The 14,028-nt window shown below is 54.4% G+C and carries 8 protein-coding genes; 3 read left to right on the top strand and 5 right to left on the bottom strand.

Annotated features, from left to right (window positions below; translation table 11 throughout):
* The first annotated feature begins 348 nt into the window (after positions 1-348).
* On the top strand, positions 349-2,769 hold the full coding sequence (locus ACILP4_RS09365; protein WP_395620457.1) for a glycoside hydrolase family 3 N-terminal domain-containing protein: 2,421 nt from the start codon (positions 349-351) through the stop codon (positions 2,767-2,769).
* Positions 2,770-2,787: 18 nt separating this feature from the next.
* Complete coding sequence (locus tag ACILP4_RS09360; RefSeq protein WP_395620456.1) at positions 2,788-4,065, top strand: sugar MFS transporter; 1,278 nt, start codon at positions 2,788-2,790, stop codon at positions 4,063-4,065.
* On the opposite strand, the gene ACILP4_RS09355 is transcribed toward ACILP4_RS09360, so the two are convergent.
* The 4 genes from ACILP4_RS09355 to ACILP4_RS09340 form a co-directional block, all read right to left on the bottom strand.
* A complete protein-coding gene (locus tag ACILP4_RS09355; RefSeq protein ID WP_395620455.1) occupies positions 4,044-5,276 on the bottom strand; it encodes an MFS transporter in 1,233 nt (410 codons plus the stop codon). The genes ACILP4_RS09360 and ACILP4_RS09355 overlap by 22 nt on opposite strands.
* Positions 5,263-6,324: a LacI family DNA-binding transcriptional regulator gene (locus tag ACILP4_RS09350; protein WP_395620454.1), complete on the bottom strand. Its 1,062-nt coding sequence runs from the start codon at positions 6,322-6,324 to the stop codon at positions 5,263-5,265. The genes ACILP4_RS09355 and ACILP4_RS09350 overlap by 14 nt, the downstream gene beginning before the upstream one ends.
* A 3-nt stretch (positions 6,325-6,327) precedes the next feature.
* Positions 6,328-7,302 (bottom strand): family 16 glycosylhydrolase, encoded by a 975-nt coding sequence (locus ACILP4_RS09345; RefSeq protein WP_395620453.1) that lies wholly within the window; start codon positions 7,300-7,302, stop codon positions 6,328-6,330.
* Between the two features lie 87 nt (positions 7,303-7,389).
* A complete protein-coding gene (locus ACILP4_RS09340) occupies positions 7,390-10,572 on the bottom strand; it encodes a TonB-dependent receptor (protein WP_395620452.1) in 3,183 nt (1,060 codons plus the stop codon).
* Between the two features lie 155 nt (positions 10,573-10,727).
* Between ACILP4_RS09340 and ACILP4_RS09335 the strand changes: the two genes are divergently transcribed.
* Positions 10,728-12,233, top strand: a complete 1,506-nt coding sequence (locus ACILP4_RS09335) for a tryptophan halogenase family protein (RefSeq protein ID WP_395620451.1) — start codon at positions 10,728-10,730, stop codon at positions 12,231-12,233.
* Between the two features lie 30 nt (positions 12,234-12,263).
* Here the strand turns inward: ACILP4_RS09335 and ACILP4_RS09330 are convergent, their stop codons facing one another.
* Positions 12,264-13,640 carry a cation:proton antiporter gene (locus ACILP4_RS09330; RefSeq protein ID WP_395620450.1) on the bottom strand — a complete coding sequence of 459 codons (1,377 nt, stop codon included), beginning with the start codon at positions 13,638-13,640 and terminating at the stop codon, positions 12,264-12,266.
* Positions 13,641-14,028: the final 388 nt, after the last annotated feature.

Here is a 14,028-nt window from a genome sequence, read left to right as displayed (position 1 = left end):
CGTTAGTACGAGCTGAGCCCCTTAGTCAGTCACTCAGGAGTGAAGCGGTCTCGTTCATCAGATGGGTCGAGAAGCACATGCCGGATTTGAACGCCGGATAGCGGACATTCCGCAACCCACCCAATTGAGGTCGTTCCGAGAGCGGTGGCGGACGCCTAAAAGCTGCCGCTGCGCCGATCACCGTATTCGTTTCGGTGCAATGGCCGAAATTGGGCCGGGAGTGGACTGTCCGGTTTTAGTTGCGCGGCACCATGATGAAGCTTGATTTCTCCCACCGTTACTGTCATCAAATCCTGATAACGTTCACAACGAAGTTCTGGAGTGGGTTTGATGCGGTTAAGGGGATCGATGGCACTGATGGCCTTCGTGTCGGCGGGATGTGTTTCGGCGGTGACGCACCCACAGACGATGAAGCCAGCGGCGCCTTCAGCCGAGACCGCGGCAAACATTGCCAATTGGCCAACTGCCAAAAGCCCTGCCGCGATTACCGATACGAAAACCGAAGACGCGATAACGGCGTTGATTTCAAAAATGACGTTGGAGCAGAAGGTCGGTCAAATCATACAGGCTGACATCAGCGCAATCACGCCTGAGGATCTCAAGCAATATCCGCTTGGTTCGATCCTTGCGGGCGGTAATTCCGGACCTTATGGCGACGAGCGCGCTGACGCTTCAAAATGGGCGCAATTGGTAAGCGCGTTTCGCGATACATCGCGTATCTCAGGCGCAGGCATACCTATTTTATTTGGCGTCGATGCGGTGCACGGGCATTCAAACCTGCCGCAGGCAACCATTTTTCCGCATAATATCGGACTTGGCGCGGCCCGAGATGTCGACTTAATCCAGCGCATTGGCAAAGCCACGGCGGCAGAGATTTCAGGCAGCGGGATTGAATGGACCTTCGCGCCAACGCTGGCTGTCCCGCAAGATTTGCGCTGGGGCAGAACCTATGAGGGCTATTCCTCCGACCCTGCGCTGATTGCGGCTTATGCCGGTGCGATGACCATAGGCTTGCAAGGCAATCTTGTCGCGGGTGCACCACTGGACGCGACGCATGTTGCCGCAACTGCCAAACATTTTCTTGCGGACGGTGGCACCATGGACGGCCGCGACCAAGGCGATGCAAAGATCAGCGAAGCCGAAATGGTCGCAAAACATGCGCAGGGCTATCCCGCATCTATCAACGCAGGCGCACTGACCGTTATGGCGAGCTTCTCAAGCTGGAACGGAGTGAAGCATCATGGCAATGCCTCTCTTCTGACCGATGTCTTGAAGAACCGGATGGGCTTTGCCGGGCTGGTTGTTGGCGATTGGAATGGTCATGGCCAAGTCGCGGGCTGTTCTGCGACCGATTGCGCTGCGGCCATTAATGCCGGGCTTGACCTGTTCATGGCGCCTGACAGCTGGAAGGGTTTGTTCGCATCGACGCTGGCAGCGGCGCGGGATGGCCGGATCACCGCCGCACGGTTGGACGATGCGGTGCGGCGAATCGTACGCGTGAAATACAAGCTTGGCCTCATGGGCGATGCGCCGACTGTGCGGGGGCAAACATCTTTGGTTGGCAAGCAAGAGCATCTCGATCTTGCGCGTGAGGCGGTATCCAAATCACTGGTGCTGCTCAAAAATGATGACGGCGTTCTGCCCATCCGCAATGGCAGCAATGTCCTGATCGCCGGTTCCGGCGCGGACAATATGGCGATGCAGGCCGGCGGCTGGACGATTAGCTGGCAAGGCACGGACACCACTGCCGCCGATTTCACCAATGGCCAGACGATTGGCCGTGCGATTTCGGAAGCGGTTAAAATAGGCGGCGGTACGGCCAATATTTCGGCATCGGGCATGTTTGAAAAGAAGCCCGATGTGGCGATCATTGTCCTGGGCGAAAAACCTTATGCTGAATTTGAAGGCGATGTGCCAAACCTCGCATTCCGGCCCCAGCCTGCCGAAGAGGAAATGATCGCGCGATTGAAGGCGCAGAATATTCCTGTTGTGGTCCTGTTCCTATCTGGACGGCCCATGTTTACGGGCAAGCTTATCAACCAAGCCGACGCTTTTGTGGCTGCATGGTTGCCGGGCACGCAAGGCCGGGGTGTCGCCGATGTGTTGGTCGCTGGCGCAAACGGAAAGCCGATGCGCGACTTCACCGGACGCCTGCCTTTCAGTTGGCCAGCGGACGCCCTGTCACCGATCGATGCGCCGCTTTTCCCGCTGGGCTATGGCCTCAATTACACGCAGTCGAAAAAGCTTCCTCCGGTTAACGAAGACCCACGCGTTGATTTGTCATCGCTGACCATCGCCACGCAATATTTCGTCCGGGGCAAGGTGCCCGCGCCTTGGAATTTGCAGATGGACGGTTCGATTAGCGCGCGTGCTGTTGATATGTCCGCGCAGGAAGATGCACGCCAATTCACTTGGAACGCGGATGGTGCTTTCGTAGTCAACGGGCCTGCTGTCGATTTGAGCAAGCCGTTGAAGGAAGACTGGTCGCTGCTCATCGACTGGAGAATTGATCAGCCCGCGACCGGGCCAGTCATGCTGTCCTTTGGTGGCGCTGCGCTCGATATAAAACCCACGATGCGCGCATTGCCAACGGGAACGCCCACCCAAACCCGCATTCCGCTGCGCTGCTTTGCCGCAGCTGGTGCGAAGTTGGACGCGGTCGGTTCCCCTATACGTATGCAGGCGGCGAAAGGCCTTGTTGCGACAATTCGCAACGTTCATATCGAAACGACAAAAAAAGGCGCGTCCTGCCCCGGCAAAATGCGCTAAAAACAAGGGAGAGAGAAGATGGCATTGGCACCCGGCGCATCTGCGTCAGCAGATAATGGCGATAGCCATATCGACGCACCGCAATTGCAACTGTTCGTGATGGGGCTGTTCTTCATCTTCGGCGGCATCACCAGCCTCAACGATGTTATCATCCCGAAGTTAAAAGAGTTGTTTACGCTCAATTACACGCAAGCGATGCTTGTGCAGTTCTGTTTCTTTGCCGCTTATGCCGTGGTTGGTATTCCCGGGGCACGGCTCGTTAAAAAAATCGGGTATATGCGCGGCGCAGTTGCTGGCCTTTTAACGATGATGGCTGGGTGTCTGTTGTTCATTCCAGCAAGCCAGACCGCGACCTATGGCGTATTTCTCTTCGCATTGTTTGTGTTGGCAAGCGGAGTGGTGATCGTCCAAGTGGTTTCTAATCCCTTGATCTCCATGCTTGGTAAGCCTGCAACAGCGCATAGCCGCCTAACCTTTGCGCAAGCGTTCAATTCGCTTGGCACCACTATTTTCCCTATCGTTGGCTCCATCCTTATCCTCGGTAGCCTCGCCACGGTAACCGCTGACCAACTATCCGGTGTGGAGCTTGACGCGTATCGTACTGCAGAAAGCCAAGCAATTGTGAATGGCTATTTGGGTATTGCGGCCGCACTGGCGGTAGTTGCCGCAGTGGTATGGCTATTTCGCAATGCGCTGAAAGGCGAAAAGCATGAAGCGAGCGAAGGACTGGCCGGGCTGGACCTGCTCAAGCGGCCTCGTTTCGGTTTCGGCGCTTTATGCATTTTCCTATATGTCGGCGCCGAAGTCGCGATTGGTTCGCTCATCGTCAATTATTTGATGCAAGACCATGTCATGGCTTTGCCCGAACAGGACGCTGGCAAGCTTATTGGTCTATATTGGGGCGGTGCCATGGTTGGCCGGTTCATCGGCTCTGCGGTGCTGCGTGTGCTTAGCCCGGGTAAGGTGCTGGCATCTGTATCGGTGGCCGCAATTGCACTGCTGATATTTTCCACACAAAGCACGGGCGAAGTTGCTGGCTATGCATTGCTGGCCGTGGGCCTGACCAATGCGATCATGTTCCCGACGATATTCACGCTGGCGTGTGAAAAGCTGGGGTCGCGAGCTGCCGACGGTTCTGGCATCATCAACGTTGCCATCGTCGGCGGCGCTGTTGTTCCGCTGCTCACGGGCATCATCGCTGACTTGACCGGAAGTCTGGCTATCGCGTTTACGTTACCGATGGTTTGCTACGCGATCATCGCGGCATTCGGTATCTATGCGCGTAAGCCTGCCTGACCGCTTCCATGCTGGCGTGGCATTGTTGCCAACAACAGGCACGCGATGACTGCCAGCCCCGCTAGCAACAGAAACAGGCTGCCAAAGCCATGAGTGGGTACCAAAGCCAGGGTCAGCCATGGCATGATGAGCGATGGCACGGTGTTCGTCAGGTTGAAAATGCCTAAATCCCTTCCGCGCGTTTGAGGGCGGGGGAGCACCCTCAAGGTCTGGCTTGAGTGCAGCGCCAGAAAAAGGCTGCTCGCCAAGCCAAAGACCACATAGCCGGCAATGGCGATCGGTAAAGATGACGAAACCGACATGATGATCAGTCCGGCCGAAGCTGCTGCTGCCCCACAAATGAGCGGGAGGATGGGACGATTTGAAAGGTCAGACCAGCGGCCGACCGCTAATGCTATAAAGAAGGCTAAACCCAGAACGAGCGCAAAGATATTGGCGACATCATTTTCGCCGAAATCAGGGTCGACGCTGCGGAACCATAAAAGGAGAAACGCAAATAATGAGGCTTCCGCAATTTGGACTAATAAACGCGCGGCCCACATTCTGACGGCTGGCTGGTGCGCTATCGGGCTGTGCACCGCATCCGCTTTTTCATCGGCCGTCTGAGACGTTAAGTCCGGCATCGATCTCGGTTTGCCGAAGACTAGAGCGGGGCTGACCATGGCCACAACCAACAGCGCGATGACGACTTCACGGTAGCCGGACGGCACAACACCGGTCATTGTTACAAACGCACCGGAAAGCGCTCCCAACGCAGGCGCCAGCGCCAATAGTCCGCCAAGGAAGCCCTTTTGAGAATCTGGTATGCTGTCACCAGCCCACGCGCTCAACGGCGCGAGCATCATGTTCAGGCCGATCTGCCAGAGAATGATAATCGCAATCAACGCCGCAGCACTCGTGGCATAAGGCGTCGTCAGCAGTAAAGCAGTCGACAAGCCTAACCCTGCCCATATCCACGGGCGTCGTTTACCAGTTTTATCACTGACCCAGCCAAACCCGATATTGGATAAGCTTGCGGCAATTGCACCCAGAAACGCTGCCATCGCCAACATGCCTACGGCACCATTGCCTGCAATGTCGGTGGCACGTAGCGGCAGCAAGATCGTCAGAAACGGCATATAGGCCACAGCGCCGCCAGCTGCGGCCAGCGTGTATAGATACATGAACGAGGCCGATTGTCGGCCACTATTGTTGGGGTTAAGCGCGACCATGTGGGGCGGGCGGTGCCGTGCTGCTTCGCTCGATGAGGCTACCCTCAATGACAACGGGTTGATACGTTACAGGCGCGTCACCGTTGGTGATCAATAGCTCCACCGCCTTGGAAAACGTTGCAGCAATCGGCTGATCAACGGCTGTGAGCTCAGGCACCGTGAAGCGCACAACTGGCGTATTGTCGAAACTGATGAGAGACAAATCGTCCGGCACGTTCAACCCACGCATCTTGGCAGTGTCCAAAGCGGCAAGCGTCATTTGGTCGTTGCTACCGATGATCGCCGTGGGTGGGTTTTCCAAATCGAGCAGCGCGTTTGCGGCCAGCACACCGCTGTCATATCCAAAATCGCCTCTGACGCATAACGCATCGCAGGAGAGGCCGGCGGTGGCCATCGCTTCGCGCCAGCCGTCGATACGCCAATTGGACAGGTCATATTCCTGAGGGCCAGCAATGAAACCGATCCTGCTATGGCCAAGCGCGATGAGATGTTCGGTTGCACGTCGGGCCGAGCCCTCGTCATCCATCGTCATCGCAATTCCCGGCCCCGATGTGACCGATCCGATGCGTGCGAAGGGAATTTTGCGTTTGGCAAGAAATCCGGTGATGAGCGGGTTTTCAGAGTGGGGCGGCGTTAGGATAACACCGTCTGGCTGCAATGCCGCAATAGCTGCGCCCAATTCGCGCTCGACATGATCATTGTGGGTATCGACCAGCTCAAAGATCATCCGGTATCCATGTTCGGCACATTTCAACATGCCGCCGAAAAGCATTTGGTCTACCCAGTCCGATCCTTGGCGGTTCTGCCAATCGGCAATTGTGCGTTCCCGGTCGTTGATGGCAAGGATCAGGTACGAACGTGATCCGCTCATCCGTTGCGCCGCGATGGACGGGACATAGCCAAGCTTATCAATAGACGCCTGCACACGTTCCTGCATGGCAGGCCGGACGTTAGGCTCATTATTGATGACGCGGCTTACCGTTTGCAGGGAAACCCCTGCATCGGCTGCGACATGCTTGATAGTGACGGCCTGGCGGCGTCTCGCCATAAGTTACTTACTTTCTTTGTCGCCCTGCATGCAGGCTAGACCCTTTTCCTTGTCGCTGCTGCATTGGTAGATGCGGATCCAGTCGATCAAAAACGAAGCCGGTGTTACATTTGATGCAACGCCTTTATCATTATTCTTCTCTGACAGGCCACCACCAATGGCTAGGTTGGCCATGATGTAGAAGGGCTGATCAAAAGGCGCAACGGGATTTGATTTCGCTAACGGAGAAGCTGTTTCCCAATCAGGGCTCGTGCGTTCCCAATATTTGCGGCCATCGAGATAGAAACGCATCACGCCTTCGCCCCATTCGAGCGTCCAGATGTGAAATTCATCAGAAGGCAAAGCGTTTGATGGCAGCGCTACGCGCGTATCGTGCAGTTTGTTTTTCGGTGCGTAATCGCCAAAATGAATCGCACTAATCATACGGTTTTCGCCAACACCGCCTATGCATGTGTCGCATGTCGCGCCAAGATTAACGCCTTCCAAAATATCAATCTCGCCCGAACGTGGCCAGCCGCCATAGACGCTGTTGGCGGGCATCATCCATACGGCAGGCCAGGTGCCTTGGCCCTTGGGCGGCTTCGCGCGAAATTCGACTTTTCCGTATTTCCAACTGGAAATGCCAAGCGTTCGGATTTTGCCGGAGGTATATTCCTGCGTCTTTTGTGGATAGGGCTTGTTTGAAAATTCGGGAGGCAGATCGGGACCTGTAAATATCTCTTTATAAGCAATTAAATGCAGATTTCCATCGGCGACCTTAATGTTTTTGGACCTATCGGTGTAGCATTGCCGTTCCTGATTGCCCCCGCCCCAGCACGATTTTTCAGGTTTCCATTTCTTGCGGTCCAATTTGCTACCATCAAACTCGTCGGCCCACACAAGTGTCCAGCCCTTGTCTGAAGCTTGTGCTGTGGCCGCCGTTGTCCAGCAAGCTGTCAAACCGATCATAGCACCAAGCAAGACAATTTTGGACGGCATAGCTTTCTCCTGAAACGCGGGCTGAAAGAAAAACGGACCCAAGTCATATGACCAAGGCCCGCTTTTCCGCAACATTGATGCTACCTATTAGAATTCAAATCGAGCAAGGAAAGTGAATCGTCGATCGTTCCGGAACGCCGAGCGCGTTGCGCGGGTGCCGTCAAAATCGATCACTTGTGATGTCTGTGTGACTTCATCAAGCAAGTTCACGCCCTGAATGCCGAGTTTCAATTGCTTCGTCACAGAAACAAAGATTGATCCGTCAAGCTGGCCTGTTGCTTCGCCATAAATAGGCGAGAACGGGAAGATGACGTCGCGTGGTGTCTGCACAAATTCAGACCGCCAGTTATACGCCAAGCGGAACGACAACGGACCTTTTTCGTAGAATCCAACGGCATTGACCGTGTGCTTCGAGACTCCAGCCAACGGCAGACCGCCCGAAAGCGGGCTCTGTTCAGAACCAAGCGAAGCGTTGTTGAAATCGCCAGCATCAACATAGGTATATGTCAGACCGGCGCCCAAACCGCTTAATAGCCCAGGCAGGAAATCGTAAGTTTGCTGATAAGCAACTTCAACGCCCTTCAATGTTCCGCCGTCGCTATTCACCGGTGTGTTGAACAGAATATCGGTGTTGACCCCCTTCGGCGTAACAAATGGACGCACTATGGCGCCGCTGTTCACGATATTGCTGATGTCCTTTACAAAACCGGAAACCGTCAACGAACCAATGTCTGCCCAATACCATTCGACAGAAAGGTCATAGTTCACCGATTCAACAGGGCGCAGGAAGCGGTTACCCGTGTTGATGGCAAGCAACGGACCCGTAGCCAAAAGCCCACCGGCACGCAGATTGTTGGTGTTGTCATATGCACCGCCACCCGATGTGAACGCGGATAGATCTGGCCGGGAAATACCCTTTGAGATTGCACCACGCACCAAGACACCGTTGCCGAAATCAAGCTTTGCGTTGAAATTGGGCAGCCAGTTTGTGTAGCGGATGTTGAGTGGGTCGGAAATGACCTCTCCTGTAAACAACGACGCATATGTCGCTTGGCGCGCGGCCGACAAGCCGCAATAGCCAGGCACCGGTGTGATATTATTGGCGAGAATAAAGGCGCAAGAGCCCTGTACTTCCGCCAGCTGGACGATGCCGTCACGGTTGCCGTTATTGTCGAAGAATTCAGGCGTTGGTAAGCTGAAAGACCCACCACTTCTCACCTTGGTGCTGACATAGCGCAGGCCGATATTGCCGCTGAGTTTTGTGCCACCAAAGTCGGCGCCAAAATCAACGCGTGCATAGGCAGCGGACGTGCTTTCTTCGACGTCCGAAATTTCACCAGCTGTCCATGGACCACCGGGAAGATTACCGGAGCGTGCTGAAATCGGGAACCATGCGTTAGGTGTCAGGGTGGAACCGGTAATCGCATTCGCCTGCGTCCGGATAGCGCCGCTCAGATAGTCCGCGACCATATTGTCGCCGCCGAAGAAGAAGGCAGAGCCATCGCCAAGCGGAACCGGCGCATTACCGCGCTGGAAGTTGTCACCAAATGGGTTGCGCAAATTGGCCGAGTTCGGGAAGTCGCGAACATATGCACCGCCGCAACCGAATGCTTGGTAATCTCCGCAGTTCCAGTTACCGCCACGTCCTGTCCACGGTGCGCCCAAATTGCCCCAGTTCGAGAAATTCGCGCTGCGCGTTACGCGGTTGCGGTCACCCCAACGTGCGCCAAAACGCGCTTTTTTGAAAAAGCCGTCATCGCTAACGTCATATTCAGCATCGGCGCGCATGCTGGTCAATTCACCTTCATTCTTCACCTGATTGTCGATGAGGAACCAGTAAAAGGTCTTTCTCGGGTCATTGAAATAGCTCGACGGCGATGTAGCGAGCCCTGGCTGTAAAAATTCCACCAGCGGCGTGCTACCACGGTTATCTATACGCACATCGGCATAGGTCTGCATCGCCGAGATAAAACCATCTTCGGTGCGGCCTGATTTGATGTGCTGTACTTCAAAGTTGAAACGCAACCGATCGGTCGGGCTCAGCTTGATATGCGCCGAGAAATCTTCGGTCTTTGCGGTGTCTTCGCGCTGGAAACGCAGCAGTTCCGTTGGAATTCCGTTAACCCCGCCAGAAGATTGGGTCAGCGTACCTGCAACAAATTGGTTGTCATCATAGATTGCAGTTGTGCCTGGTGCGAGTACGGGAAACAGCGCATCGTCATTGACCAAAGCCAAAGCGGCATATTCATTTAACGTCGCATTGGTCGACGCGCGCAGATATTCCACGGTGACCTCAGCACGGCCATCATTGCTTTCCCACTGACCAACCGCCGAAAATGAATTGCGGTCACGATTCAGGTCGGTTGTGCGAACGCCGGCACCTTTCGGGACAAAAACGGAATTTGCAGGCGGAAAGTTGGACGCGTTCAAAGGCGTGCCGCTGCCGAAGCCGCCAGATCCGACGGGACGCACGCGGATACATGGGGCAGTCAGTGAACGGTCGCGATAGCAAGGATCGGTAATTTGCGATGCGTCGGTGCGAGTTGCCAATTCCGATTGGCTGTAAGCCAGCTGCAGGCCAAAGGTACCGATGCCGGTCTCAAATGTATTGGAACCCAGAATGGAAAAGCCCGGCGACCATTTCTTCGCCATGTCCCCATAATTGCCTTCAATCGCGCCAGCGACATGAAAGCCCGGTTTGTCGAGCGGCTTGCGCGTCACAAGGTTGACGGAGCCAGAGATATTGCCTTCCAACATGTCCGAGGTCGAGTTTTTGAAAACCTCGACACGGCCCAACAGTTCAGGCGAAACGTCATTGAACGACAATTCCCGGCCACCATTGGCCGAAAAGATTTCGCGGCCGTTCAGGTTCGACAGGACATATGGCAATCCGCGAATAACGACGCCTGAACCTTCAACCGAAAAGCGGTCGGGGTCATTGCGTTGCTCGAAACGCGAGATGTTGACGCCAGGGACGCGTTGCAATGCTTCTGCAACGGAACGATCGGGAAGCGCGCCAATATCTTCGGAGGTGATGACATCAACAAATGTGTCGGCTTCACGCTTTATGCTCTGCGAGTCTGCGAGAGATTTTTTATAGCCGCTCACGATGATCGCGTCTTCAGCCTCAGCGCTTTCCGCAGCTTCAGCGGGCTGTTCAGCCGTTTGTGCGAAAACCGGTTGCGCTGCACATAGTGCAATACTGGATGCCGTCGTCAAAACAGCAAGGCGCTGCGATCGCGATGCTCCGAATAAAGATTTGCGTGCCAAATGACCCTCCCTGATGTCGATTCGGAGGATGTAAACTCCCCCATTACCTTAACACATATCCACAATTGAGAGCGTTCACAAGAGGCAAAAATGAACGTTCACAATTTGCAGTTCTGGTCTATATCACTAAGCAAGACGTTTAAGGGAGAGGTCGGATGGCAATTGAGCAGATCATCATTGTGGGCGGCGGAACCGCGGGCTGGATGGCGGCTGCTGCGCTGTCCCGTATTCGCGCGGGTCGTCCCGTGGCGATTACGCTGATCGAATCGGAAGAGATCGGAACCGTCGGTGTAGGCGAGGCGACGATACCTCCGTTTCTGGACTTTAACCGTCTGCTCGAAATCGACGAGCGTGACTTGCTCTCGATGGTCCAAGGCAGTTTCAAGCTTGGCATTCAGTTCGTCAACTGGGGCAAGATTGGCGACAGCTATATCCACCCCTTTGGCAATTATGGCTATCAGGTCGATGGCATTTCCTTTCACCATGTGTGGCACAAATATCAGCAAGCCGGCGACAAGCGCCCCATTCAGGTTTTCAACGTCGAAACAATGGCCGCACATTTCGGGCGCTTTGCGCGAACGGAAGATTACCAACGCGACGATTTGCCGCCTGTTAACTACGCCTATCATATCGACGCCGGGCGTTACGCCCGATATTTGCGCAATTATGCAGAAGCGCGCGGTGTTGTCCGCCGTGAAGGTAAGATTTCTGATGTCACATTAGACAATGAAAGCGGTTTTGTATCGTCGGTAACCATGGAAAACGGCGACGTGTTGAAGGGCGATTTGTTCATTGATTGCTCTGGCTTCCGCGGCCTGTTGATCGAACAGGCGCTGAAAACGGGTTATGACGATTGGTCCAATTACCTGCCCTGCAACCGCGCGGTCGCACTGCCATGCTTGCGTGAAGATGGCAGTGGCCCATTACCCTACACCCGCGCCACCGCCCATTCGGCGGGATGGCAATGGCAGGTTCCGTTGCAGCACCGCAACGGCAACGGCCATGTCTATTGCAATGAATATATGTCTGATGACGAAGCACATAGCATTCTGATCAACAACATCGCTGGCAAACCCGGCGCTGAACCAAATTTCCTGCGTTTTGTGACAGGCCGACGTAAAAAGTTTTGGAACAAAAATGTTGTCGCGCTTGGTCTGGCATCGGGCTTTATGGAGCCTCTAGAGTCGACCTCGCTGCACCTTGTGAATACGGGGATTAACAAGCTGATTGCGTTGCTGTCGCTTGATGGGGTGACGCAAGCGCAAGAAGACGCGTTCAATCGCCTAACCGGCAAAGAATATGCCCGAATCCGCGATTTCCTTATCCTCCATTATAACAGCACAACGCGTGACGACAGTCCGTTCTGGAACTATTGTCGCAACATGCCCGTGCCCGACAGCCTTACCGAAAAGGTCGAGCTGTTCCGCCAAAACGGCCAAATATTCCGCGAAGATGATGAGCTATTTACCGAAACCAGCTGGGCCGCGGTCATGATGGGACAGGGTATCAAGATGGGCGGGCACAACGCCATGGCAGACGCGGTGAGAGAACCAAATACGCGCCGCGAAATTGACGAAATGGAAAAATCGATCCAGTTTGTGGTCCAGCACATGCCGTCGCATGGCGAATATCTGAACCGATATTGCCCCGCCCCTGATTGAAAAAGGCAATTTTCCTAATCAAGCCGGGGTTCAATCGGCCAGAGCCACATCCTTTTTTTCCAGTGCCTCGAGCTCGCCTGATTCACGGGCTTTTCGGCCGTATACCAATTCGAACAATGGGCTTGCCATCATCGTGGTGACAATCGCCATAAGCACCAGCATTGAGAATAACGTTGGTCCGATTATGCCTTTTTGCAGGCCGATGTTGATGATGATGAGTTCCATTAAACCACGCGAGTTCATCAACGCGCCGATACCCAGTGCGGTACGATTGTCTTCGCCCGCAACCCGCGCGGCAACATAACACGCACCAAATTTTGCAACGATTGATCCCGCCAGAATGACCAGTGCGATCAACAGCAATGGAAGCGTGTTGACCATATCCATGCGCGTGTTGAGCCCCGAATAGGTAAAGAACATCGGGAGCAATAGGACGACTGCAAGCGGCTCGACCTTTTTCTTTAACTCTTCAACGAAAAGGCCGCGGGGCATAACAACCCCCAGAATGAAGCCGCCGAAAATTGCATGAATGCCGACTGCGTCCATGATGAACGCGGACAGACAGAATAGAGCGATAGTTATGCCAAGCACATTCATGCTCATAGCGCCCTCGCGCTCGACCATCCGGCCAAGCGGCGCGAGAATTTTGCGACCAAAAAGGATGATAAATGTCGCGTAGAGCAGCCCACCGCCGATTGCGAGAACGGCAACTCCAGGGCCTGCGCCAAAGGTTGCCAGCACCACTGCCAGCACGCACCAAGATACTGCGTCATCAAACGCACCGGCGGTAAGTGACAATGTGCCGAGCGACGTCTTCGCCAACCCACGTTCGTTAATGATGCGCGCTAACATTGGAAATGCGGTAAGCGCAATGCAGGCGCCCATGAACAACGTGGCGCTTGATTGCGGAATTCCCGGTGTAAAGAGCCCGGGAACAGTCAGCAGCCACGGGGTTATCAACACCGCAATCAAAAACGGTACCACGATGCCAGCTAAGGATACGCTTATCGCGCTCTTTGCTTTGGATTTGAAATGGTCAAGTTGCAACGTTGTGCCGACCAAAAACATGTACAAACCGACGCCCAGCTGTGCCCCCGAATACAGCACATTTTTAGTCGGTCCGGGAAAAACTGCGGCCTGTGCATCCGCGAAAAAATAGCCAAATAATGATGGCCCGAGGATGACGCCCGCAATCATTTCACCAACAACCTGGGGTTGCCCCAGAAACTTTTGACCCAGTTTGCCGACGATCCGGCAGGTTAATATGATGATAGCTAACTGCAGAAAAAAGTGGACGCTAAAATCCGTTGGCGTGAAACTACTGGTAGTCGCGGCCTGGGCAGGACCGTTGGGATCCAGCACTTTGGAAAGCGTATCTATTGCGCTTGCTAGCATTTCAGAAAACATTCCACCTCCATGGATATGCAACGCTCATAGGTAAATCCACATTTATTGATCGTTGGTGGAACAGCAACTTTGCCGTAGGGCAACACATGACATGATTGCAATAGCACAGCATAGTGCATTTTGGTGTCATCCAATGCCGAGCTGAATAACTTATATTGGGCGCAAAGCAGACTTTCCTTTTGGTATATGCGAACGTTCTTTTGAGCACCGGCATCACACTCCTCCTATCCTTGCAAACTGCACGACCCGCAATCGCATATCAAAATGCCAGCTCAAAAACTGACTGATAGAGTCGACCTGGTCATCGTGACGGCCATGCGGAAAGCTCGCGATCTCGGCCCGAAGATCCTCAAGCCAAGGCGCCCGCTCCGGTAACCAAACGTGACCA

It is taken from the genome of Sphingorhabdus sp. (genome assembly GCF_044239045.1).
Taxonomy (GTDB): Bacteria; Pseudomonadota; Alphaproteobacteria; order Sphingomonadales; family Sphingomonadaceae; genus Sphingorhabdus_B.
This window is presented reverse-complemented; position numbering and strand designations above follow the sequence as displayed.